This window comes from Mycobacterium timonense (assembly GCF_025821985.1).
Taxonomy (GTDB): Bacteria; Actinomycetota; Actinomycetes; order Mycobacteriales; family Mycobacteriaceae; genus Mycobacterium; species Mycobacterium avium.
Genome location: NZ_JACKSY010000046.1, coordinates 126,578 through 149,186, shown reverse-complemented (window position 1 = coordinate 149,186; position 22,609 = coordinate 126,578). Strand labels below are relative to the sequence as shown.

The following is a 22,609-nucleotide window of genomic DNA, read 5'->3' as shown; positions in this document are numbered from 1 at the left end:
ACATAGGCCACGCAGGCACCCTACGGCCCACCGGCTAGTGCACAAATCCGCACCAGGCCACAACCGAAGACACAGGTCACAGCCCTACACAACCGCCGGATCGCCGACAGTGATAAAAGTCAGGCTGCGCAGCCCGGTGCTGCCGCGACGGCTGCGCGAACTCATCGTGCTGCGCACCGCATCGGCGATGGACTGCGCCTACGAGCTCGGCCAACACCGGGACGTGGCACGAACCGTCGGCATCGACCCCGCCACCATCGACGCCGTCATCTCCGAAACCGGCTGGCAGGCCAGCGATCTCACCCCCACCGAGCTGGCGGCGCTGCACCTGACCACCGAGCTGGTCACCACCCGCCGGGTCGCCCAACCACTCTTCGATCGCGTCCACCGGGCTCTCGGCACCGAGGCCACCGTGGAGGCACTGATGGTGATCAACCGCTACGCGGGACTGGCGTTGATGCTCAATGCGCTCGAGGTGGACCTCGACGAGACCGCCCGGCTGCCCATACCGCCGACGAGCTGAGCCCAACACGGCGGCACCGAGATCGCCAATCTCCTCAGGGGAGAGGACGCCTCCCGTAATCTGCATGATGTGGCACCCAAGCCCAAGTCAACCCGTCTGTCAGTCGAGGACTGGCTCGAGGTGGGCTACACCGTGCTCGCCGAAGAGGGCGTGCGGGCGCTCAAGGTCGAACGCCTCTGCCAGCAGGCCGGTGTCACCCGCGGCAGCTTCTACTGGCACTTCGAGGACATCGACAACTACCGGGCCGCCCTGGTCGAATCGTGGAACAAGTTCCTCGAACGCGACCGCCAGGCGCTCGCCGAGCTCGACTCGCTGCCACCCCGCGAACGCCTCTCAGCCATGATGGGCACCCTGGTCAGCCCGCAGTACTGGATGCTGGAGCGGGCGATGCGCGAATGGGCGCGCCTGGACCCGGTCGCCGCCGAGAACATCCGGGCCGCCGACCGGCACCTGCTGCGCACCGTCACCAAGGCCTACCGCGACTACGGCTTTTCCCCGGAGGACGCCAAGCTGCGCGCGGAGCTGACCTTCGCCGCGGGCATCGGACTGCTGCACCTCACCGGCTCGGCCGAGCAGGCTCAATCGCTGGCCCAACGCGAACGATTCCTCGACCTGATGCTGACCGAGGCGGGCGTGGCCTCAGATCATTGAGATCGGGGAGATCTTCGCCCCAATCGCCAACGCCCCGGCCAACTCTCGGCTCGTGTCGTAGTCGAACACCACATGCCCCGCGGCGATGTCCACGTCGCGCTTGGCGCGCTGCATCGGGCTGGACAGGAAATGAGCGCTCGCGCCGGACGCCTCCGTGACGTCGGCGATGATCGCCCGGCTTTCGTGCACCGTGCGCGCGGCCGCCAGCCGGGCCTCGGCCCGCACCGAGCGGCTCACCCGGTCGCCGCCGGCGACGATCGCCTCGATCCGGTCGGCGGTCTGTGCGACCAACGCCCGCAGCGCGTCCAGCCGCACCCGGGCCTCGCCCAGCCTGATCTGCGCGGCGGGCTGATCCTTTTGCGCCACTGCGCTATACGCCAGCACCCGCTCGCCGAGCCGGTCGGCGAACAGCTGCACCACCCGCTCCGCCGCCCCCAGCACGGGCATCGCCGCCGTCAGCGCCAGCGCGGGCACCATCGGCCAGCGGTAGGTGGCGGCGGCGTGCTCGCGCGCGCCGGGCGCAGTCCCGCCGTAGATGTCGGCCACCGCCACCAGCCGATGCTCGGGAACGAAGACGTCGGCGATCACCACGTCGTGCGAACCCGTGCCGCGCATGCCGGCGGTGTGCCAGGTGTCGACGACCTCGACCTGCCCGGCGGGCACCACGACCAACGCCGGATCGATGCGGTCGGTGCGCTCGATCAACGCGCCGACGATCAGCCAATCGGCGTCCATCGCCCCCGTCGCCCAGGACCACCTGCCGGTCAGCCGCACACCACCGTCGGCCGGTGTGGCGCGGCCGGTGGGCGCCAGGGGAGCCGGCGCCAGCACCGGCCCGGACGCGAAGACCTCCCGCTGCGCCTGCGGATCGAACAACGACAGCATCCAGTTGTGCAGCGCATAGAAACCCAGCGTCCAGGCGCTCGACGCGCACCCCTGGGCCATCCGCCGAATCGGTTGCAGCAGTTCGGGAAACGAGGCTTCCAGGCCACCGAACCGGGCCGGCAACAGCAGGCGGAACAGCTCGGTCTGCCGGAACTCGTCGACCGTCGCCGCCGGCAGCCGGCGCAGCCGCTCGGCCTCCTCGGCACGCTCGCCCAACCGCGCCACGAACTCGTCGGTGATGCCATGCAGGGGGTGATGTTCGACCACGGACATGCGCACGACCGTAACATACTTTTTAGTATGTAGAGCCCGCGGTTGTTACCATCGCGCGGTGAGTGATCGCCGAGAGCTGCGATCCGTAGCCCGCCGCGACGTCCTGCGCCTCGCCGGCGCCATGCCGGTGATTCTGGCCGCCGGCGCGGTACTGCCCGGCCCGCGCGCGGCGGCCGGTGTGGCCGGCATGTCGGTCTTCCTCGACCCGGGCCACAACGCCGTCAACGACGCGTCGATCAACCGGCCGGTGCCCAACGGACGCGGCGGCAGCAAGCCGTGCCAAACCTCCGGGGCCGCGGCCGACGACGGCTACCCCGAGCACGTGTTCACCTGGGCGGTGGTCGGCCTGATCAACGCGTCGCTGAACCAGATGGGCGTGCACACCCAGCTATCCCGCGCCGACGACAGCGGCGTGGGCCCGTGCATCGACCAGCGCGCCGACGCGGCCAACGCGATGCGACCGGACGCGATCGTGAGCATCCACGCCGACGGCGGGCCCGCGTCCGGCAGCGGATTCCACGTCAACTACTCCAGCCCGCCGCTGAACGACGTGCAGGCCGGCCCGGCCGTGCAGCTCGCCCATGCGATGCGAGATGCCTTGGCGCAGGCCGGTTTTCAGCCCGCCACCTACATCGGCTCGGACGGCCTGTACGGCCGCGACGACCTGGCCGGGCTGAACCTGGCTCAGTACCCGGCGGTGCTGGTCGAACTCGGCAACATGAAGAACGCCGGTGACGCCGCGCGAATGGAAAGCCCCGATGGCCGGGCGGCATACGCCGCCGCGGTCACCGCGGGAATCGTCGCCTTCCTGAACGCGAAAGCGGCGTCAGGCTAGCCGAGCGGCTGCTCAGCTGCCGAAGCCGCCGCCGCTCGGCGCCGCCACCGTCGCCGGTCCGCCCAAGCCGAGGTGGCTGGAGGCGAACGCGACGCCCTTGTCGATCATTTCGTTGTCGTTGGCGTAGGTGTTGTGCGCGGCGAAGTTCATCCCGTCCGAGCACACCGGATCTTCGGTGGCGCACACCTTCAGCGTCTTGTCCTGGTAGGCAGGGCCGATGACCACCGGCGGCTCGTTCAGGAAATTCATCGCTCGCACGTTGGGCATGCCGAACAGCACCACCGAGGAGACGTGGTTGGCGACCTCGGGATCCAGCGGCTTGGGCACGGTGTTGGGGTCGACGCCGTCGGGCACCGAGGCCGAGGTGACGAAGCCCATCACGGCCGCGCCCTGCGAGTAGCCGCCGAGCACCATCTTGGTGTTGGGGCAGTCGTGCGCCATCGAATTCACATGTGCGCCCGCATCTCTGATGCCCTCGATGCCGGTGTCCCACTGGTCACTCGCGGGGTAGTTGACCGGGTAGACGTCGAAGGACCGCCCGCCCACCCGCTGGTGCAGGGCGTCGACGAACGCTTGCCCGGTGGGGCCGACGCCGGGCGCTTCACCGGTGCCCCGCGCGAACACCACCTGGATGTCCGGACATTGGGCCGCGGCGGTGGGGATCACCGAACCGGACACCGCCGAGGCGGCCACACCCGAGGCCGCCATGACCAGTGCTGAACCGAGAGAACGAACGATGTGACGTGCGAACATGCCGTCGAAAATGCCCATGCAAGCCCCTCCCAAACCTGTCAAGTTTCCGACCGTTTAATGAAATTTTCCTGTATGCCCGGGCGCGGCGACGAACGGTGGACAGGGGCGGCGTCGCCTCCATCGGACCGACGCCGCAATTGCGCAGTCGCGTCGTGTACCAAGACAGTCTAAGCGTCGTTTGGGGTATCCACGGGCGGGTAGCCGGAGACCGCGAGCACAAAATCCACTACTCACGGTCTGACGAGGTGACGACATGGCAACGGGTGAAACGGGTTTCGACGACGTGACCTACGACCTGATCTCCGTCCAGTACCACTCGCTCAAGGCGGGCCACGACTACGGCCAGTACGTGCGCGACGCGAAGAACGCCGGCATGGAGGAGATCGCCTCCTTCTTCAGCGAGGTGATGGCGCAGGACTCCGAGCGGGCGCGGCGCTGCCACGAGTTCCTCGGCCAACTGCAGGGGACGCCCGCGGCCGGCCCGGCCACAAGATAAGAATCACCGCGAGCCGCCGCGCCCGCCTGCCGAGCTAATACCCGAACCGGGTCAGCCCGAGCGGGGCCCGGACCGGCGTTTGCGCTGACAAGGACGGGGTAATCGCGCGCAATGACCCATCGCCGCATTACCGCGCGGGTGTCAGCATGGTCACATACTGGCAAAGCTCGGATGCGCCTGTCGGCGCGGCCTATTAGAGTTGCGTATCTTAGGGAAAGCTTAGGTATTCGTTAAGTATGGGTTAGGTAGCTACGGAGCAAGGCTGTGGTCACAGACCGTTTCGACGCGATCATCGTGGGTGCGGGTTTCGGCGGCATCGGCGCCGCCATCCAGCTCAAGCGCCTCGGCTTTGAGAACATCGTCATCCTCGACCGCGAGGACGACCTGGGCGGCACCTGGCACGTCAACCATTACCCGGGCATCGCCGTCGACATCCCGTCCACCACCTACTCGTACTGGTTCGAGCCCAACCCCGGCTGGTCACGGCTGTTCGCCCCGGGCGGCGAGGTGAAGCAGTACGCCGCCGACGTCGCCGACAAATACGACGTGCGCCGGCACATGCGGTTCAACACCACCGTCGAGGGCGCGCAGTGGGACGAGGACGCCGAGGTGTGGCGGGTCGCGCTGGCCGGCGGCGAGAGCCTGACCACCCGCTTCCTGATTACCGCGACCGGCTTCCTGTCGCAGCCGCACACGCCCGACATCCCGGGCATCGGCAGCTTCGGGGGGAAGGTCGTGCACACCACGGCGTGGGACCACGACTACCGCTATCAGGGTCGGCGCATCGCGGTCATCGGCACCGGGGCGTCCGCCGTGCAGGTCGTCCCGGAGCTGGCCAAGGAGGCCGGGGAACTGACCGTCTACCAGCGCACCGCCACCCACGTGCTGCCCAAGGTGGATTTCGAGTTCGACCCGGCGGTGCGGCGCCTGTTCGCGCGGGTGCCGGCGGCGCAGCGCGCGCTGCGCTGGGTGACCGACGTGCTGCTCGAGATCATCATGATCGTCGGCGCGTTGCACTTCAAGGAATCCCGCGGCCGGGGCAACATCTCCGCCTCAGATCTGGCCAAGATCAACCGATTTCGGTGGATCCGGGACAAGGAACTGCGCGCCAAGCTGACGCCGGACTACGACTGCGGCTGCAAGCGGCCCACCTTCTCCAACAGCTTCTACCGCGTCCTCACCCAGCCGAACGTGCACCTGGAGACCAACCCGATCGAACGGATCGAGCCGGACGGCATCGTCACCGCCGACGGACGCAAGACCGTCATCGACACCCTGGTGCTGGCAACGGGTTTCGACCTGTGGGAGGCCAACTTCCCGGCCATCGAGGTGATCGGCCGCAAGGGCCGCAACCTGGGCAAGTGGTGGCGCGAGACCCGGTTCCAGGCCTACCAGGGCGTGTCCATGCCGTACTTCCCCAATTACCTGAGCCTGGCCAGCCCGTTCGCCTTCTCCGGCTTGTCCTTCTTCCACACCATCGAATACCAGATGCGCCACATGGACCGGCTGCTCGGCGAGGTCAAGCGCCGCGGCGCGACCACCTTCGAGGTCACCGAGGAGGCCAACGACCGGTTCATGGAGCGGATGACCAAACTGCTGGACAACTCGGTGTTCTACGCCGGCAACTGCGCCACATCACGGTCGTACTACTTCAGTCCCAGCGGCGAGGCCTCGCTGCTGCGGCCCACGTCGACGCTGAACTCGATCCGCGAAGCCAGCAGCTTCCCGCTCAGCGACTACGTCATCGCCTAGCTCGCCCGGCGGTGCGCCGACCCGGTCAGCGGCTGCCCGTCGGACGACTGCAACAGGCAGATCACCGTGCTCGGGGTGGGATTGGCGCCGGTGCGATCCTGATTCGAATCGATCAGATAGGTGATCGAAAACCGGCCGCCGTCTGCGCCGGTGTAGCCGGGCAGCCCGGCCGCGCAATCCCGATTCGCCACGCTGGCGATGGCGGCGTCCACGGCCATCGGCGCCCGCAGATACACCTCGGCCAAATGCGCTGTGGCGCAGTCGACCACGGTGACATCGACCCGGCTGCCGTCGGCCGGCGGCAGGTCGGCCACGCACTGACCGGGCTGCAGGTCGATCCACTTCTCGGTGTGCGAGCCCGGGGGTAGCGGGGCGGCGGTGACGGTGGGGGTGGCGAGGCTGGCGTTGGCCCAGCAGCCCACCGCCGCGACCGCGGCCAGGCCGCACCGGGTGCGCAGCTGCCGAACCCGCATCGGAAGCCTCCCTGGATCCCTTGCCTGGGTGGAGTTTACGGCGCGCCGGTCAGCGCCGGATCCGGTTTTTCCGACGACATCGCCAAGAACCCCCGCACGCAGCGCGCGGCCAGCAGCCAGTTGCCCGGCCTCTTCATGTCCAGCCCACCCAGCAGCTGTTTGATCATGGTCAGCGTGTCGAAGTAAATGCGTTCGCAGACAAGGTTTTCGGTGTCGTCGAACAGGAAGTAGGCGGTCATGCGGACGCGGAACCGGCTGCCGGTGGGCGGAACCTTGCCCAGGTAACCGCGATGCGTGCCCATCAGCCAGAATTCGACGATCACCGCGTCGGCGCTGTGCCGCAGCGCGATGATCTCGTGGTCCTGATCGGGGAACGCGGTCCGCGTGTAGGCGTAGTAGTCGCGCACCGCCGCTTCGCCGTCGTGCACGATCATTTGCGGGATCAGCTCGTAACGCGGATGCGGGAAGGTCGACAGCACGTCGTCCCAGGCGTGGCGGACCTCGTCGTGGAAGTGGTCGAGCACCAGCTTCTGGCGGGCGGCCAGCACCTCGGGAGCGGGAAACGCGGGGATGGTCACCGGCTCAGCGTAATCCGGCGGTCCGGCACGGGGGCGGTGTTCGCGCCGCGAATCCGATAGCGGATGTGCTAGTGGATCTGGCACGCACACATGCCTTGGGAGACAGGCGAACTCGGGGCTAGCGCGGGGAGCCCGGGCCACCGGGCCTAGCGCGGGGGAGTCCAGGCCACCGGCAGGCGTTTGATGCCGTGGATGAATTGCGACAGCAGCCGCGCGGGCTCCTCGGTGGCGACGATGTCGGGGATCTCGTGGCGCAGCTCGTCGAACACCACCCGGATCTCGCGGCGCGCCAGGTTGGCGCCCAGGCAGAAGTGCGCGCCCCCGCCGCCGAAACCCAGGTGTGGGTTGGGGGTGCGCGCCACGTCGAACAGCCAGGGATTGTCGAACGTCGACTCGTCCCGGTTGGCCGAGTTGTACCAGAGCGCGACCTTGTCGCCGGCCTTCATCTTGGTGCCGCGCAGCTTGACGTCGCGGGTCAGGGTGCGCCGCATGTACACCACCGGCGAAGCCCACCGCACGACCTCCTCCACCGCGGTCGGCGTCAACCGGTCGAAGTCCGAGAACCACTTGTCGCGCTCGTCGGGGTAGCGGGACAGGGCCAGCACCCCGTGGCTGATCGCGTTGCGCGTCGTCTCGTTGCCGGCCACCACCAGCAGGATGAAGAACGACGCGATCTCCGATGACGTCAACCGTTCCCCGTCCACCTCGGCCTCCACCAGGCTGGTGGTCAGGTCGTCGTGATGGTTGACCCGCCGGTCCTCGGCCAGCGCGGTGGCGTAGGCGCCGATGTCCATCGACACCTGAAGGAACTCCTCGAAATCGGTGGCCAGGTCGGGGTCGCCGAACCCGAGAATCACGTTGGTCCAATGGAATACCCGCTGATGGTCTTCCTCGGGGATGCCCATCATGTCGCAGATGACCTGCAGCGGCAGCGGCCCGGCCAGCTCGCTGACCAGCTCGGCCTCCCCGTTGGGGTGATTGGCGACCAGCGATGACACCAGCCGGCGGGCCCGCTCGCGCACCGACGCCTCGATGCGTGCCACCACCTTCGGGGTGAAGGCGCGGCTGACGATCGAGCGCAGCCGCTGGTGGCGCGGATCGTCGAGCACGATCATCGAGCCGAAATACTCTGCCAGCTCCGGTGTTTGGTCGTTGATGGTGATGTTCGGGACGGAGCTGAAGATCTCCGGATGCCGGCTGGCGAAGTGGACGTCCTCGTGCTTGGTCAGCGCCCAATAACCGTTGCCCGCCACGAACCCGTCCATCTCGATCGCGGGCCAGAACGAGATCGGCGCCTCGCGGCGCAACGTGGCGAAGGCGCCGTCGCGGAAGTCGTCGTCGTATCCCCAAAAGTCAAGCGACTCAAGGTGAATGTCGGCCAGCGGGACGCGGGGCGGCGGCGTCCCGTTGTTCCGTGTGGCCAAGCCCTTTTTCGGTCTCGTCTTGAGGCTCACCGGGACCTCCTCTGTGCTCGGGACTGCTCGGTCAGTGGGTGCACACGGTCCGGGCGGGCGTGCCGACCGAAGCCGTCGCCGCGCTCACCACGTTGCCGTCGACCAGGATCTTGCAGGAGATGGGACCCGGTCCCTGCGCGCTGACGGTGAACACCTCCCCGCCGAACCCGGTGAACTGCGTCGACCAGGGCAGCGGCGCGTTCACCTGATGCAGCTGACCGGTGTCGGTTTGGTAGTAGATGAATTCGGCGACCGCGGGCCCGTTGACCTCGTAGCGGACCTGCGGCATCTGGGGCAGCGCGTGGGCCACACCGCAGGCGTTCGCGAAACCGAAACCGACGGCCACCAACAGCGACGACCCGGCGAGGTGCTTGCTCATAAATGCATGGTGTCACCACGGGCGACGGTAGGGAAGCTTATGGTGAAGCCCGACGCGGGGATTGGTGAACCGAAAGGTGGCGGCAGGATGTCCGAACACGGCTCGAAGCGTGTGGTCGTTTGGGGTACGGGTTTCGTCGGCAAGATGGTGATCGCCGAGATCGTCAAGCATCCGCTGTTCGAGTTGGTGGGGGTGGGCGTCAGCAACCCGGCCAAGGTCGGCCGCGACGTCGCCGACATCTGTGGGCTGCCCGAGCCGACGGGCGTCATCGCCACCGACGACGTGGACGCCCTGATCGCGCTGAAACCCGACGCGCTGGTGCACTACGGCCCGACGGCCATGCACGCCAAGGAGAACATCGCGCTGATCACCCGGTTCCTGCGGGCCGGCATCGACGTGTGCTCGACCGCGATGACGCCGTGGGTGTGGCCGACCATGCACCTCAACCCGCCCAACTGGATCGCGCCCATCACCGAGGCATGCGAGCTGGGGGAGTCGTCCTGCTTCACCACCGGCATCGACCCCGGCTTCGCCAACGACCTGTTCCCGATGACCCTGATGGGCCTGTGCTCGGAGGTGCGCCGCGTCCGGGCCTCCGAGCTGCTCGACTACACCAACTACGAGGGCGACTACGAGGTCGAGATGGGCATCGGCCGCGAGCCCGAATACAGCCCGATGCTGGAAAACCGCGACGTGCTGATCTTCGCCTGGGGCGCCACCGTCCCGATGATCGCGCACGCGGCCGGCATCATGCTCGACGAGATCACCACCACCTGGGACAAGTGGGTGACGCCCACCGAACGCACCACCGCCAAGGGCGTCATCAAACCCGGGCATGTCGCTGCCGTCCGGTTCACCATCAACGGCGTCTACCGGGGCGAGACCCGCATCCAGCTCGAGCACGTCAACCGGATCGGGCTGGACGCCGCCCCGGACTGGCCGTCCGGCCACGACAACGACGTCTACCGGGTGGACATCGAGGGCACCCCGAGCATCTTCCAGGAGACCGCGTTCCGCTTCACCGACGGCTCCGGCCGGGACGCGGCCGCGGCCGGATGCCTGGCCACCGGGCTGCGGGCGCTGAACGCCGTGCCGGCGGTCAACGAGCTGCGGCCCGGCTGGGTCACTCCGCTCGACCTGCCGCTCATCCCCGGCGCCGGCACCATCCGCTGAGGCGCGCACAGCGTGCGCATAGCCGAAGCTGACCCGAGATACAGGTTCGGACGGCACAATGACGGCTAGCCGAATGCGAGTCGGTGCGCTGCGAACACGGGGATCACACATGGCCAACGGAGCTGGGACCGCACTGGGCTTGTCGATCGGCGCCACCAACCTGGCGGCCGTCACCTCCGATCACGCCGTCACCCGCAAGCCCGTCCTGACGCGGTATCCGGACCGGCCCGCCGAGGTCGGCGTGCCCGCCGAGAATCCCCGGCTGCAGGGGCCCGGCGTGGTGATCACCGGCTTCGTCAACCGGGTCGGCGACCCGCGGCCCGTCGTCGCGTCCGACGGCTCGGTGCACCGCAGCGAGATACTGCTGGCCGACGCGCTGCGGGCGCTGGCCTACGCCGCCACCGGCGGGCGCGCCCTGCCCGACGACATCGCCGTCACCTACCCGGCGCACTGGGAGTCGGCGGCGGTGGAGGCCCTGGGCGCCGCGCTCGGCGAGATCCCCGAATGGTCGCGACGCGCCCGGCCCATCGTGCTGATCCCCGACGCCGCCGCGGCCCTGCTGGCGGTGCGGACCAGCCCGGGCCTGCCGGCGCGCGGAACCGTGGCCGTCTGCGATTTCGGCGGCAGCGGCACCAGCATCACGCTGATGGACGCCGACGGCGACTACCGGGCGCTGGCCCCGACCGTGCGGCACCGGGATTTCTCCGGTGACGTGATCGACCAGGCGCTGCTGGGCGTCGTGGTCGCCAATATGCCGACCACCGGCGCATTCCCCACCGGCACCGCGGCCATCGGCTCGCTGAGCCGGCTGCGCGGCGGGTGCCGGGTGGCCAAGGAGCAGCTGTCCGCCAACACCACGACCACCCTGACCGACGGACTGACCGGGGTGCGCGGCGAAATCCGGCTCACCCGAGCCGAACTCGACGACGCGATCGCCCCCGCGCTGGGTGGCTTCGTCACCGTGCTTCGGGAAACGTTGTCGCGCAACGGGATCCGTGATCTCGCCGCGGTGGTGTCGACGGGCGGCGGGGCGAATCTGCCCGCCGTCACCACCACGCTGGCGCGGCTTTTCCGCGTTCCGGTCGCCACCACGCCGCACCCGCAGCTCACCGCGGCGGTCGGGGCCGCGTTGCGGGTGGCGCACGCGGATGCCGGCGCGACGTTCACCGCACCGGCCGCACCCGCCACCGCCACGGCCCGCGCGGCGGCCCGGCCGGAGCCGCGCGCGGACGCGACCGCGACCGCCGCGGTGCCGCCGGCGAATCCCGCACCGATCGCGGTGCAGGCCTGGTCGGACACCGGGACCGACGCCGCGGCCCCGCCGTCCCGGCGCAAGCGGCTGTTCACCCGGTCGCGGCTGTTCCCCGCGGCGGCGGTCGTCATCGCCGCCGCGGCGCTGCTGCTGGTGGGCACCGCGCTGATGATCGGACTGACCGCGCAGAACAAATCGGACAAATCGGTGACCACCCCGGCGCCCACTCTGAGCACCACCCCGGCGCCGCCCCCACCCAGCGTCACCGCCGAGCCCGCGCCGCCACCCGCGGACATCCCGGTGCCGTCGACGTCGGACACCAATCCGCCCGCCGAGACCGAGACGCCGATGACCACCACGCCGCGGGCCACCCCGCAGGCGGCCCCGCCCGCGCATCCGCTGCCCCCGCGCAGGGTCGCGGCTCCGGCGATCCCGCCCATTCCCGGGCTCAACGAACCCATCCCCGGGCTGGACCGGGTCAACCAGATCATTCAGGAAATCGAAGGCAACCTGGGCGTCGGGTAATTCCCTTACAGCTCAGCCCTTTTCGCCCTTATTCGGGGCGGCGGCGGCTTCCCGGAGCACCTCGTTGAGGGCCTTGTCCTTCTCGATCTGATCCCGCAAGGCCTGCTCGTCGCGGCCCTCGTCGGCGTGATCGGTGCCCTCGGCGACTTCATGCTTGGGATTGCCGTCCTCGTCCAGCCACTCGTTGACCGCCGTCCCGGACACGCTGCCGCCGGTGCCGGGCAGCACGATGGTGGCCTTGTCCTCGTAGGCCTCCATCATCTCGGCGGCCTTCTTCTTGTCGTCCTCGTCGGGTTCGGGCTTCTCGGTCAACCGCTGATCATCGTCTCGGCCAGAGGCTTGATCGTCTCGCGCGCTCATGCATCTACCCCCTCGCAGTCGCAGATTCGACGATTCCGTGGGGTTACCCGCTGCGCTGTTGTGCCGAAACTCTCATCACTGCGCCGCCTCGCGCTTGACCAGCACCACCAGCGCTTGCGGGATCCGCATCGGCTCGGGCGCGCTTGACAGGCGCTGGGCGATCGCGCTCTGCAACTGCTCGACGAACCGCGGGGCCCGCGGGTCGCGGATCCCGTCGTCGAGTCCGGCCACCAGCGCGGGGAACAGCGCGGACCGCGCGAAGGCCGCCCACTGCGCGCCGAACGCCTCGGCGTCGTGGTCGGCCTGGAAGCGAGCCCAGAACCGGTCCTCGGCGTTGAAGATCTCCAGCTGCTCGACCATCAACCCCTCGAACCGACCCTTCGGCGCGAACGGTGCGCGAAAATCCTTCTCGTTGCGGGCGAAGGTGGGAATCGTCATGCGCTGCAACTCATCCGGGCGCAGTAGGCCGTCGCGCCGCTGATCCTCGAGCGCCTCGACGATGGCGTCGAGCAGCGCGGCGAAACCCGCCGAGCAGCGCCCGTCCTCCTCGTCGGCGGCCAGGGTCAACGCCACCAGCCGGCCCTCGGGGGCCAGCTCGCGGCCGCGGAAGGCGACGAAGTTGTGCCAGTCCAGCGCGGCCTGGTCGGCGTAGGCCGCCAGCACCGCCTCGTCCCTGCTGCACGACACGTGCACATGATCGGGCACCGCACCCGGGGTGCGGCTGAGCCACTGCGTGGCCCACGATGTCCAGCCCAGGTTGACCGTCCGCGACGGCACGATCTGGTTGTAGAACGACCGGCCGATCGCCGAGGTGAACGTCGCCGCATCCGCGTGCAGGTAGCTCTCCGGGTCGTCGGCCACCGTGTCGAACAGCGCCGAGAAGTCATTGCCCGGTAAATCGGTGTGTGCCACCAGGATTGCGTGATCGGGGCGGGTGCGTCGACGCAGCACCGAGACGGCCGCCGACAACGGCTTGAGCGAATTGTGGCCGTTGGCGGCGCCGTAGTCGGCCACGACGATCGGCTGCGGGGCCTTGGGCAGCGCCACCTGCTCGGCGGCCCGCTCGAACAGCGCGATCGCCTTCGCCAAACCGGCAGCGCGCAGCCGCGAGGCCTCGGTGTAGGTGGGTTCCGGCCGGACCACGATGCTTGATTGGAGGCCCGTTTCGGGCGTCCCAGGTTCAGGCATGAATCAACGATAGTGGTTGAGTTGCCGGTCAGTTCGGCTTGCCGGGATCAGTGGCCGCGCGCCACCCACTCCTCGTAGTGCACGATCTCGTCGCCGATGGTGGTGCTGTCGCCGTGGCCGGTGTGCACGACGGTTTCGCCGGGCAGGGTGCCGAGCCGGCCGGAGATCGACTGCAGGATGGTCGGGAAGTCCGAATAGGAGCGTCCCGTCGCGCCGGGACCGCCGGAGAACAGCGTGTCGCCGCTGAACACCACGCCGAGTTCCGGCGCATACCAGCACACCGAGCCGGGGGAGTGCCCCGGCGTGTGCAGCGCCAGCAGCTCAGTGCCGGCCACATCGATGGTGTCGCCGTCGGCGATGGTGCGGAAGTCCTTGTCCGGGTGGGTCATTCGCCACAGCACGTCGTCGCCGGGATGCAGCAGCACCGGGGCGTCCAGCGCGGCGCCCAGCTCGGGAGCCACCGTGACGTGGTCGTTGTGGCCGTGCGTGCACACCACCGCCACCACGTTGCGGTTGCCGACGGCCGCCACGATCGGCTCGGCGGTGTGCGCGGCGTCGAACACCACCACGTCGGAGTCGTCGCCGACGATCCAGATGTTGTTGTCGACTTCCCAACTGCCGCCGTCGAGTTCGAAGGTGCCGTGGGTGACGATCTTGTCGATGCCGGCCATCACAGCATCACCACCGAGCGCAGCACCTTGCCGCCGTGCATGTTGTGGAAGGCGGCTTCGACGTCTCCGAGCCCGATGCGCTCGGAGACGAACTTTTCGAGGGGAAGCCGGCCCTGCAGGTACAGCTCGATCAGCGTGGGGAAGTCGCGTTCGGGCAGGCAGTCGCCGTACCACGACGACTTCAACGACCCGCCGTGGCTGAAGAAGTCCACCAGCGGCATCTCCAGCGTCATGTCGGGAGTCGGAACACCCACCAGCACAACGGTTCCCGCCAGGTCGCGGGCGTAGAAGGCCTGTTTCCAGGTTTCCGGGCGGCCCACCGCATCGATCACCACGTTGGCGCCGAACCCGTCGGTGAGGTCCTGAATCGCGGCCACCACGTCGGCCTGGCGGGCGTTGACGGTGTGGGTGGCGCCGAAGCCGCGGGCCCAGTCCAGTTTGGTGTCGTCGGTGTCGACGGCGATGATGCGCCGGGCGCCCACCAGCGCCGCGCCCGCGATCGCGGCATCGCCCACGCCGCCGCAGCCGATTACCGCGACGGTGTCATCGCGGGTGACGGCACCGGTGTTGATCGCCGCGCCCAGCCCGGCCATCACCCCGCAACCCAGCAGCCCGGCGACGGCGGGATCGGCGGCGGGGTCGACCTTGGTGCACTGGCCGGCGGCCACCAGTGTCTTGTCGGCGAACGCCCCGATGCCCAGCGCCGGTGTCAGCTCGGTGCCGTCGGTCAGCGTCATCTTCTGGGTGGCATTGAAGGTGTCGAAGCACAGGTGCGGGCGGCCGCGCTTGCAGGCCCGGCACTGCCCGCACACCGCGCGCCAGTTCAGCACCACGAAGTCGCCCGGCTGCACCGCGGTCACGTCGGGGCCGACGGCCTCGACCCGGCCGGCGGCCTCGTGGCCGAGCAGAAACGGGTACTCGTCGTTGATGCCGCCCTCGCGGTAGGTCAGGTCGGTGTGGCAGACCCCGCAGGCGATGACGTCGACCAGCGCCTCACCCGGCCCGGGATCAGGAACGACGATGTCGACCAACTCAACGGGTTCGCCCTTCTTGCGTGAAATCACGCCGCGCACTGTCTGACTCATGGGCTCCAACCTACTGTCGTCCGCCATACATCTCGCGGCGGGCCGTCCACCCATCGAGCCGGTGTAGCGTCCCAGGGCGTGACGGCTTTGGAGACGACCGACGAATTCACCGACCGGATCACCGCGGCCATCGACGGCGCCAGCCTGGCGCTGCTGCTGAGCATCGGACATCAGACCGGTCTGCTGGACACGATGGCCGGACTCCCGCCGGCCACCAGCGATCGGATCGCCGAGGCCGCCGGGCTCAACGAACGCTACGTGCGCGAGTGGCTGGCCGGCATGACCACCGGGCGCGTCGTCGACTACCACCCCGCCACCGCCGAGTACTCGCTGCCCGCGCACCGCGCCAAGGTGCTGACCCGCGCGGCCGGGCCGGACAACCTGGCCCTAGTGGCCCTGTTCTTCCCGCTGCTGGCCGAGGTCGAGCAGAAGATCATCGGCTGCTTCCGCACCGGCGGCGGCCTGCCCTACACCGAGTTCCCGCGCTTCCACGCGTTGATGGCCGAGCAGAGCGGCGTGGTGTTCGACACCGCGCTGGTCGACGTGGTGCTGCCGTTGGTCGACGGGCTGGTGCCGCGGCTGCGCCGCGGAGCCGACGTCGCCGATTTCGGCTGCGGCAGCGGGCACGCGATCAACGTGATGGCACAGGCGTTTCCGGCCAGCCGATTCACCGGCATCGACTTCTCCGAGCACGCCATCGCCGCCGGGATCGCCGAAGCCGCCGAACGCGGCCTCGCGAACGCGTCCTTCGAAAGTCACAATCTCGCCGATCTCGACAGGGCCGACGCCTACGACCTCATCACGGTGTTCGACGCCATCCACGACCAGGCGCAGCCCGCCCGGGTGCTGGCCAACATCCACCGCGCGCTGCGGCCCGGTGGCGTGCTGCTGATGGCCGACATCAAGGCGTCGAGCCGGCTCGAGGACAACGTCGGCGTCCCGATGAGCACCTATCTGTACACCACCTCGCTGATGCACTGCATGACGGTGTCGCTGGCCGCCGACGGCGCCGGGCTGGGCACCGCGTGGGGCACACAGCTGGCCGTCGCGATGCTGGGCGAGGCCGGCTTCGCCGACGTGCGGGTGGCCGAGATCGAGTCCGACCCGATCAACAACTACTACATCGCCCGCAAGAGCTGATGGCGGCGCTCGACGCTCTGGACGAATGGCCCGTCGGGGCCGTCGCCGCCGCGGTGATCGGACCCACCGGCGTGCTGGCCGGCCACGGCGACGCCGAGCGGGTGTTCGCGCTGGCCTCGGTGACCAAGCCGCTGGCGGCGCGCGCCGTGCACGTCGCCGTCGAAGAGGGCGCCGTCGAGCTGGACGCGGTCGCCGGTCCGCCCGGCGCCACCATCCGCCACCTGCTGGCGCACACCTCGGGTCTCTCGATGCACTCCGATCAGGTGCTGGCCCCGCCCGGCACCCGCCGCATCTACTCCAACCAGGGCTTCACCGTGCTGGGCCAAACCCTGGAAGAAGAGACCGGCATCGAATTCGCCCGCTACCTGCACGAGGCGGTGTGCCAACCCCTGGGCATGACCGCCACCCGGCTGGACGGGGGCGCGGTGGCGGCCGGATTCGGGGCGACCTCGACCGTGGCGGACCTGGCGGCGTTCGCGGGCGACCTGCTGCGGCCGACGACGGTCTCCGGGCGGCTGCACGCCGAGGCGACGACGGTGCAGTTCCCCGGCCTGGACGGGGTGCTGCCCGGCTACGGGGTGCAGCGGCCCAACGATTGGGGGCTCGGTTTCGAGCTGCGCGACGGCAAGACGCCGCACTGGACCGGCGCGGCCAACTCGGCGCGAACGTACGGTCATTTCGGCCAGGCGGGCGGCTTCATCTGGGCCGACCCCGACATCGAGCGGGCGCTGGTGGTGCTCACCGACCGCGATTTCGGGGAGTGGGCGCTGGACCGGTGGCCGGCGATTTCGGACGCCGTGATATCCGAATACAGCTAAATCGGATCGCACACTAGCGCAACATGGGTATCACAGGGCACAATAGACACGCGCGACACAGAGAAAATCGAAGATTTGCGCAAGCTGCCCTGCTTGCCGGGTCCACAGGTCGTTGGGGAAGACGTCCCTCGTGGAACCGAAGGAGCAGGAAATGCGAGCGTCGAACCAATTCGCCGACGTGACGACTGGCGTGGTGTACGTGCACGCCTCGCCGGCGGCGGTGTGCCCGCATGTCGAGTGGGCGTTGTCGTCGACCCTGGGGGCCAAGGCCAACCTGACCTGGACGCCCCAGCCGGCGATGCCCGGACAGCTGCGCGCGGTCACCAACTGGGTCGGTCCGGTGGGCACCGGCGCCAAGCTGGCCAATGCGTTGCGCTCCTGGTCCGTGCTGCGGTTCGAGGTCACCGAGGACCCCAGCCCCGGAGTCGACGGCCACCGCTTCAGCCACACCCCGCAACTGGGTCTGTGGAGCGGGACGATGAGCGCCAACGGCGACATCATGGTCGGGGAGATGCGGCTGCGGGCGATGATGGCCCAGGGCGCCGACACGCTGGCCGCCGAGCTGGATTCCGTGCTGGGGACGGCCTGGGACGAGGCGCTCGAGGCCTTCCGCGACGGCGGCGACGCCGGCGAGGTGACCTGGCTGAGCCGCGGCGTGGGTTAGGGACCGGCCCGCAGGATCCGCAGCGCGCCCGCAACGGCGGAGATCTCCGCCGGCAGCGGGCAGGCGAAGTCGCCGTCGGCGTAGACGTTGATCCCCGGACACTCGACGTGGATGGATTTGGCCCGCGCCGTGCTCACCTGCTCGAGTTCGACGTGCGTGCCCTTCATTACGGTGGGGAACAGGCGGACCAGCTTGGCGCGCGATGCCTCGTGCACCATGGTGATGTCGAGCAGGCCGTCGGCGTGGTCGGCGGCCGGGCAGATCCGCATTCCGCCGCCGTAGCTGCGGGTGTTGCCGAAGGCGGCCAGCGTGATGTCGGCGTCGATCTCGCGGGCGCCGTCGAGCACCAGGCGAAAAGGTAAGAGCCGCAACTGGGACAGCTCGGCGAGCATGGCCACGTAATAGCGCAGCCGGCCGTGCGGCCAGCGCATCCGGTTGGCGCGATCGGTGACCAGCGAGTCGAAGCCGGTGGCCGCCACGGTGCCGAACCATTTGTCGAATCCGTTGTCGGCCCGAATCCGGCCCAGGTCAACGGTTTCGGCCCAGCCGTCGACGATGATGTCGGCGGCCGACTCGGGATCCTTGGTGGGGATCCCGAATTCACGGGCGTGGTCGTTGCCGGTGCCGGCCGGGACGATGCCGGCGGGAATGTCGGTGCCCGCCAACACTTGTAGCGCGTTGGAGAACACCCCGTCGCCCCCGGTCACCATGACCGCGTCGGCGCCCTTGTCCAGTGCCGCGCCGACCAGGTGCCGGGCGTCTTGCGGGTCGTCGCCGATGATTTCGACGACCTCCACCCCGCGCCGGTGCAGCCGGGCGATCGCTCGTTGCGCGGCGGCCACCGCGGCGCCGTGCCCGGAGGCCGGGTTGGTCAGCGCGATCACCTTGCCGATCTCGTACCGGCGTAGCCGTGCAGCCGGGGACGTCACGGAATCAGCTTGCCGGGGTTGAGGATTCCGGCCGGGTCCAGGGTGTCCTTGACCGCGCGTAACACCTGCACTCCCAACTCGCCGATCTCCTCGCGCATCCACGGCCGGTGGTCGGTGCCGACGGCGTGGTGGTGGGTGATGGTCCCGCCGGTGGCCATGATCGCATCCGAGGCGGCCTTCTTGGCGGTTTTCCACTGCTCGATCGGATCGCCGCGTTGCCCGGCGACCACGGTGAAGTACAACGACGCGCCCGTGGGGTAGACGTGCGAAATGTGGCACATCACCAGCGCCGGGGTGCCGGTCTGCGCCAGCGCGGTGGTGAGTGCTTGCGTGACAGCGGCTTTCAGCGCCGAGATGTTGGACCAGTCGGTGGCCGTCTCGAGTGTTTCGCACAGCGCCCCGGCCGCCAGCAGTGAGTCGCGCAGGTAGGGCGCACCGAACCGGCCGCGCTCCCAGGCCCGGGCCGGGCCGTCCCCCAGCGACGTTCCGCCCTGGGCCGCCAGCAGCGCGCTGGTTTCGGCGTGCCGGCTGTCGACATGTTGTTTGGTGCCCTCGAACATGGTGATGCACAGGCAGCCGCCGGTGATCCGGGACTCGCCGATCGCCTCCGTGGTGGCCAGGTTGACCCCGGTCTCGGCCTCGTCGGAGAGGCGAATCACGGTGGGGCCGGTGCCATTCTGGGTGACCGCGCGCAGGGCGGCCGCTCCGGTTTCGAAGTCGGGGAACGACCATGCCTCGTAGCGAACGGCCTGCGGAATGCGGTGCACCCGCAGCCGCACCCGGGTGATGACGCCCAGGGTGCCCTCCGAGCCGATCAGCAGCTGACGCAGGTCCGGGCCGGCGGCCGACTCCGGTCCGCGCCCCAGGTCCATGGTGCCCACCGGGGTGACCACCCGCAGCCCGCGCACCATGTCGTTGAACCGGCCGTAGCCCGCCGAGTCCTGCCCGGAGGACCGGGTTGCGGCGAAGCCACCGACGGTGGCGTATTCGAAACTCTGCGGAAAATGGCCAAGCGAAAAGCCATGTGCACCAAGCAGTTTCTCAGCATCCGGGCCGGTGACCCCGGCCCCGAGAACCGCCAGGCCGGACACCGGGTCCAACGAGATCAGCTGATCGAAACGGCGCAGATCCACCGCGACGGCGGCGCCGAACCCGGCGCGCTCGGGGGCGAGTCCGCCGACCACGCTGGTGCCCCCGCCGAACGGTACGACCGCGATCCGATGCTGGGAGCAGTAGCGCAGAATCGCGGCGACGGACTCGTCGTCGCCGGGCAGCAACACGGCGTCGGGCGCATCCTGCGGGCCCGGGCTGTTGCGGCTGAGCAGGTCGATGGTGGACTTGCCGCCCGCGTGCAGCAACCGATCGGAATCGGCGGTGCGGCAGTACTCGGGGCCGACGATGGCGGCCAGCGCCTCCCGGTCCGCCGGCGATAGCGTGGACGGACGCAACCGCACCTGCTCGGGTCGCGGCTCGGCCGCGCGGGACCCCTCGATCCCCACGGCCTGCTGCAGCAATGACCGGATGCCCTCGGAGAGCGGTTTGGCCGCGGCGGGATCCCCCCAGGCGTTCCATTTCATCGGCGGCAGCAGCCGCTCCGGATGCGTCATGCGTTACAGTATTACAGATGCTGTCAATCCGTAACGATAAGCCGGACGCCGCGCTGGACACCGGCGAGCGCATCCTGGCGGCCGCGGCCAGCTGTGTGGTCGACTTCGGCGTGGACCGGGTGACCCTGGCCGAGATCGCCCGGCGGGCCGGCGTCAGCCGGCCGACGGTGTACCGGCGCTGGCCGGACACCCGGTCGATCGTCGCGGCGCTGTTGACCCGGCATGTCACCGACGTGATGCGGGCCGCGCCGTTGCTCGGCGACGACCGGGAATCGCTGGTGCGACAGATCGTTACGGTGGCCGACCTGTTGCGCCAGGACCGACTGGTGATGTCCGTGTTGCACTCGGAGCTGGCGCCGATCTACATCACCGAGCGGCTCGGCACCAGCCAGCACATGTTGATCGACGCCCTCGCCGCCCGGCTGCGGGTGGCCCAGCGTAATGGCAGCGTCCGGCCCGGCGACCCGGTGCAGATGGCCACCATGGTGTTGCTGATCGCCCAGTCGACCATCCAGTCGGCGCAAATCGTCGAACAGCTGCTCGACGCCGAGGCGCTGGCCACCGAACTCGCCTACTCGCTGAACGGATACCTGTCGTGATCCCCGACCCCAGCGCGCTCAACGCCGCCCGCCGGACCGCCGACTTGGCCGCGCTCGCCGAGGGTGAGCCGCTGGACGTGCTGGTGATCGGCGGCGGCATCACCGGGGCCGGGATCGCGTTGGACGCCGCCGCGCGCGGGCTGCGGGTGGCGCTGGCGGAAAAGCGCGATCTGGCGTTCGGCACCAGCCGCTGGAGCTCCAAACTCGTGCACGGCGGGCTGCGCTATCTGGCCAGCGGCAAGGTCGGCATCGCCCGGCGCAGCGCCCTCGAACGCGGAATCCTGATGACCCGCAACGCCCCTCATCTGGTGCACGCGATGCCGCAACTGGTGCCGTTGCTGCCGTCGATGAGCCGGGCCACGCGGGCGCTGGTGCGCGGCGGCTTCCTGGCCGGCGACGCGCTGCGCTTCCTCGCCGGCACGCCGGCCTCGACACTGCCCCGCTCGCAACGGGTCTCGGCGCAGCGCGTCGTACAGCTGGCGCCGACCGTGTGCCGCGACGGCCTGGACGGGGGATTGCTGGCCTACGACGGTCAACTGATCGACGACGCCCGGCTGGTCACCGCGGTGGCGCGCACCGCCGCTCAGCACGGCGCCCGGATCCTCACCTACGTCGCGGCGTCGCGGGCCACGGGTACGTCGGTGCGGTTGACCGACGTGCGTGGCGGCGGCTCGTTCGACGTGTCGGCCGGCGCGGTGATCAACGCGGCCGGCGTGTGGGCGGGCGAGATCGACGGCTCGTTGCGGTTGCGGCCCAGCCGCGGCACGCATCTGGTCTTCGACGCCGCCGCCTTCGGCAATCCGACTGCGGCGCTGACGATTCCGATTCCCGGCGAGCTCAACAGATTCGTCTTCGCGATGCCCGAACAGCTGGGCCGGGTCTACCTCGGGCTGACCGACGAGGCCGCGCCCGGTCCCATCCCGGACGTGCCGGAGCCGTCCGTCGAGGAGATCACGTTCCTGCTCGACACGGTGAACACCGCGCTGGGCACGGCGCTGGCCGCCACCGACGTGATCGGCGCCTACGCGGGGCTGCGGCCGCTGATCGACACGGGTGAGGGCCGCACCGCCGACGTCTCCCGCGAACACGCCGTCGTCGAATCCGCGTCCGGGGTGATCAGCGTGATCGGCGGCAAACTGACCGAATACCGTTACATGGCACAGGATGTGCTCGATCGTGCCGTGCGGGTGCGGCGGCTGCGCGCCGCGAAATGCCGGACCCGCAACCTGCCGCTGATCGGGGCGCCGGCCAACCCCGGGATCACCGGAGCGCCGCACGTCGCACTGCCGGAGTCGCTGGTGTCGCGGTACGGCGCCGAGGCGGCCAAGGTCGTCGCGACCGCCGGTTGCGAGCGGCCGACCGAACCGGTCGTCGACGGAATCGACGTCATTCGAGCCGAGTTCGAATACGCGATCACCCACGAGGGCGCGCTTGAGGTCTCCGACATCGTCGATCGGCGGACCCGGATCGGCCTGGTGCCGCGCGACCGCGAGCGGGTGGTGGCCGTGGCCGAGGAGTTTCTCGCCCGCTTCGGGTAGGGCGGCTG

23 protein-coding genes and 1 pseudogene are annotated in these 22,609 nt (G+C 69.5%); 12 read left to right on the top strand and 12 right to left on the bottom strand.

Annotated elements, in window-relative coordinates; translation table 11 throughout:
• Positions 1-124 precede the first annotated feature (124 nt).
• Positions 125-523: pseudogene (locus H7I87_RS13360) on the top strand (carboxymuconolactone decarboxylase family protein); the annotation flags it as partial.
• Positions 524-643: 120 nt separating this feature from the next.
• Positions 644-1,174 carry a TetR/AcrR family transcriptional regulator gene (locus H7I87_RS13355; RefSeq protein ID WP_011724637.1) on the top strand — a complete coding sequence of 177 codons (531 nt, stop codon included), beginning with the start codon at positions 644-646 and terminating at the stop codon, positions 1,172-1,174.
• Here the strand turns inward: H7I87_RS13355 and H7I87_RS13350 are convergent.
• A complete protein-coding gene (locus tag H7I87_RS13350) occupies positions 1,163-2,332 on the bottom strand; it encodes an acyl-CoA dehydrogenase family protein (protein ID WP_033722564.1) in 1,170 nt (389 codons plus the stop codon). The two genes, H7I87_RS13355 and H7I87_RS13350, sit on opposite strands and share 12 nt — an antisense overlap.
• A gap of 58 nt (positions 2,333-2,390) precedes the next feature.
• Here H7I87_RS13350 and H7I87_RS13345 point away from each other — a divergent pair, with 58 nt between their 5' ends.
• Positions 2,391-3,167, top strand: coding sequence for an Rv3717 family N-acetylmuramoyl-L-alanine amidase (locus H7I87_RS13345; RefSeq protein ID WP_011724639.1), 777 nt, complete (start codon positions 2,391-2,393; stop codon positions 3,165-3,167).
• A 12-nt stretch (positions 3,168-3,179) separates the two neighbouring features.
• On the opposite strand, the gene H7I87_RS13340 is transcribed toward H7I87_RS13345, so the two are convergent.
• A complete protein-coding gene (locus H7I87_RS13340; protein WP_003872393.1) occupies positions 3,180-3,938 on the bottom strand; it encodes a cutinase family protein in 759 nt (252 codons plus the stop codon).
• A 235-nt stretch (positions 3,939-4,173) separates the two neighbouring features.
• On the opposite strand from H7I87_RS13340, the gene H7I87_RS13335 reads away from it, so the two are divergent.
• Together H7I87_RS13335 and H7I87_RS13330 are read left to right on the top strand one after the other, a co-directional pair.
• On the top strand, positions 4,174-4,416 hold the full coding sequence (locus H7I87_RS13335; RefSeq protein ID WP_003878208.1) for a hypothetical protein: 243 nt from the start codon (positions 4,174-4,176) through the stop codon (positions 4,414-4,416).
• A 264-nt stretch (positions 4,417-4,680) separates the two neighbouring features.
• On the top strand, positions 4,681-6,168 hold the full coding sequence (locus H7I87_RS13330) for a flavin-containing monooxygenase (protein WP_033726818.1): 1,488 nt from the start codon (positions 4,681-4,683) through the stop codon (positions 6,166-6,168).
• Here the strand turns inward: H7I87_RS13330 and H7I87_RS13325 are convergent.
• The 4 genes from H7I87_RS13325 to H7I87_RS13310 all read right to left on the bottom strand — a co-directional run bounded on the left by H7I87_RS13325 (position 6,165) and on the right by H7I87_RS13310 (position 9,052).
• The gene (locus H7I87_RS13325) at positions 6,165-6,641 is read right to left on the bottom strand and encodes a hypothetical protein (RefSeq protein WP_019733165.1); all 477 of its coding nucleotides are present in this window, start codon (positions 6,639-6,641) and stop codon (positions 6,165-6,167) included. The two genes, H7I87_RS13330 and H7I87_RS13325, sit on opposite strands and share 4 nt — an antisense overlap.
• A gap of 35 nt (positions 6,642-6,676) precedes the next feature.
• The gene (locus H7I87_RS13320; RefSeq protein ID WP_019733164.1) at positions 6,677-7,219 is read right to left on the bottom strand and encodes an ester cyclase; all 543 of its coding nucleotides are present in this window, start codon (positions 7,217-7,219) and stop codon (positions 6,677-6,679) included.
• 146 nt (positions 7,220-7,365) lie between these two features.
• Positions 7,366-8,673, bottom strand: coding sequence for a cytochrome P450 (locus tag H7I87_RS13315; RefSeq protein WP_019733163.1), 1,308 nt, complete (start codon positions 8,671-8,673; stop codon positions 7,366-7,368).
• A gap of 31 nt (positions 8,674-8,704) precedes the next feature.
• Positions 8,705-9,052 carry an MmpS family transport accessory protein gene (locus H7I87_RS13310; protein ID WP_019733162.1) on the bottom strand — a complete coding sequence of 116 codons (348 nt, stop codon included), beginning with the start codon at positions 9,050-9,052 and terminating at the stop codon, positions 8,705-8,707.
• 87 nt (positions 9,053-9,139) lie between these two features.
• Here H7I87_RS13310 and H7I87_RS13305 point away from each other — a divergent pair, with 87 nt between their 5' ends.
• Together H7I87_RS13305 and H7I87_RS13300 are read left to right on the top strand one after the other, a co-directional pair.
• Positions 9,140-10,225 (top strand): NAD(P)H-dependent amine dehydrogenase family protein, encoded by a 1,086-nt coding sequence (locus H7I87_RS13305; RefSeq protein ID WP_003872386.1) that lies wholly within the window; start codon positions 9,140-9,142, stop codon positions 10,223-10,225.
• 109 nt (positions 10,226-10,334) lie between these two features.
• Entirely contained in the window at positions 10,335-12,002 is a 1,668-nt protein-coding gene (locus H7I87_RS13300) for an Hsp70 family protein (protein WP_033713280.1), read from the top strand.
• 12 nt (positions 12,003-12,014) lie between these two features.
• Here the strand turns inward: H7I87_RS13300 and H7I87_RS13295 are convergent, their stop codons facing one another.
• The 4 genes from H7I87_RS13295 to H7I87_RS13280 all read right to left on the bottom strand — a co-directional run bounded on the left by H7I87_RS13295 (position 12,015) and on the right by H7I87_RS13280 (position 15,306).
• Entirely contained in the window at positions 12,015-12,362 is a 348-nt protein-coding gene (locus H7I87_RS13295) for a hypothetical protein (RefSeq protein WP_003872384.1), read from the bottom strand.
• Between the two features lie 75 nt (positions 12,363-12,437).
• Positions 12,438-13,505 carry a class I SAM-dependent methyltransferase gene (locus H7I87_RS13290; protein ID WP_019732592.1) on the bottom strand — a complete coding sequence of 356 codons (1,068 nt, stop codon included), beginning with the start codon at positions 13,503-13,505 and terminating at the stop codon, positions 12,438-12,440.
• A gap of 92 nt (positions 13,506-13,597) precedes the next feature.
• Positions 13,598-14,221, bottom strand: coding sequence for an MBL fold metallo-hydrolase (locus tag H7I87_RS13285; protein ID WP_003872382.1), 624 nt, complete (start codon positions 14,219-14,221; stop codon positions 13,598-13,600).
• Positions 14,221-15,306: an S-(hydroxymethyl)mycothiol dehydrogenase gene (locus H7I87_RS13280; protein WP_023881474.1), complete on the bottom strand. Its 1,086-nt coding sequence runs from the start codon at positions 15,304-15,306 to the stop codon at positions 14,221-14,223. Before H7I87_RS13280 ends, H7I87_RS13285 begins: the two co-directional genes overlap by 1 nt.
• A gap of 78 nt (positions 15,307-15,384) precedes the next feature.
• On the opposite strand from H7I87_RS13280, the gene H7I87_RS13275 reads away from it, so the two are divergent.
• From H7I87_RS13275 to H7I87_RS13265, 3 genes are all read left to right on the top strand, one after another.
• Positions 15,385-16,446 carry a class I SAM-dependent methyltransferase gene (locus tag H7I87_RS13275; protein WP_019732594.1) on the top strand — a complete coding sequence of 354 codons (1,062 nt, stop codon included), beginning with the start codon at positions 15,385-15,387 and terminating at the stop codon, positions 16,444-16,446.
• On the top strand, positions 16,446-17,264 hold the full coding sequence (locus tag H7I87_RS13270) for a serine hydrolase domain-containing protein (protein WP_019732595.1): 819 nt from the start codon (positions 16,446-16,448) through the stop codon (positions 17,262-17,264). Before H7I87_RS13275 ends, H7I87_RS13270 begins: the two co-directional genes overlap by 1 nt.
• Before the next feature lie 151 nt (positions 17,265-17,415).
• Positions 17,416-17,928, top strand: coding sequence for a DUF3145 domain-containing protein (locus tag H7I87_RS13265; protein ID WP_042906574.1), 513 nt, complete (start codon positions 17,416-17,418; stop codon positions 17,926-17,928).
• On the opposite strand, the gene H7I87_RS13260 is transcribed toward H7I87_RS13265, so the two are convergent.
• Positions 17,925-18,857: a diacylglycerol kinase gene (locus H7I87_RS13260; RefSeq protein WP_019732597.1), complete on the bottom strand. Its 933-nt coding sequence runs from the start codon at positions 18,855-18,857 to the stop codon at positions 17,925-17,927. The two genes, H7I87_RS13265 and H7I87_RS13260, sit on opposite strands and share 4 nt — an antisense overlap.
• Positions 18,854-20,434 (bottom strand): FAD-binding oxidoreductase, encoded by a 1,581-nt coding sequence (locus H7I87_RS13255; protein ID WP_085989651.1) that lies wholly within the window; start codon positions 20,432-20,434, stop codon positions 18,854-18,856. Before H7I87_RS13255 ends, H7I87_RS13260 begins: the two co-directional genes overlap by 4 nt.
• 47 nt (positions 20,435-20,481) lie before the next feature.
• Between H7I87_RS13255 and H7I87_RS13250 the strand changes: the two genes are divergently transcribed.
• Positions 20,482-21,063 (top strand): TetR/AcrR family transcriptional regulator, encoded by a 582-nt coding sequence (locus H7I87_RS13250; protein ID WP_019732599.1) that lies wholly within the window; start codon positions 20,482-20,484, stop codon positions 21,061-21,063.
• Complete coding sequence (locus H7I87_RS13245) at positions 21,060-22,601, top strand: glycerol-3-phosphate dehydrogenase/oxidase (RefSeq protein WP_019732600.1); 1,542 nt, start codon at positions 21,060-21,062, stop codon at positions 22,599-22,601. Before H7I87_RS13250 ends, H7I87_RS13245 begins: the two co-directional genes overlap by 4 nt.
• Positions 22,602-22,609 lie beyond the last annotated feature (8 nt).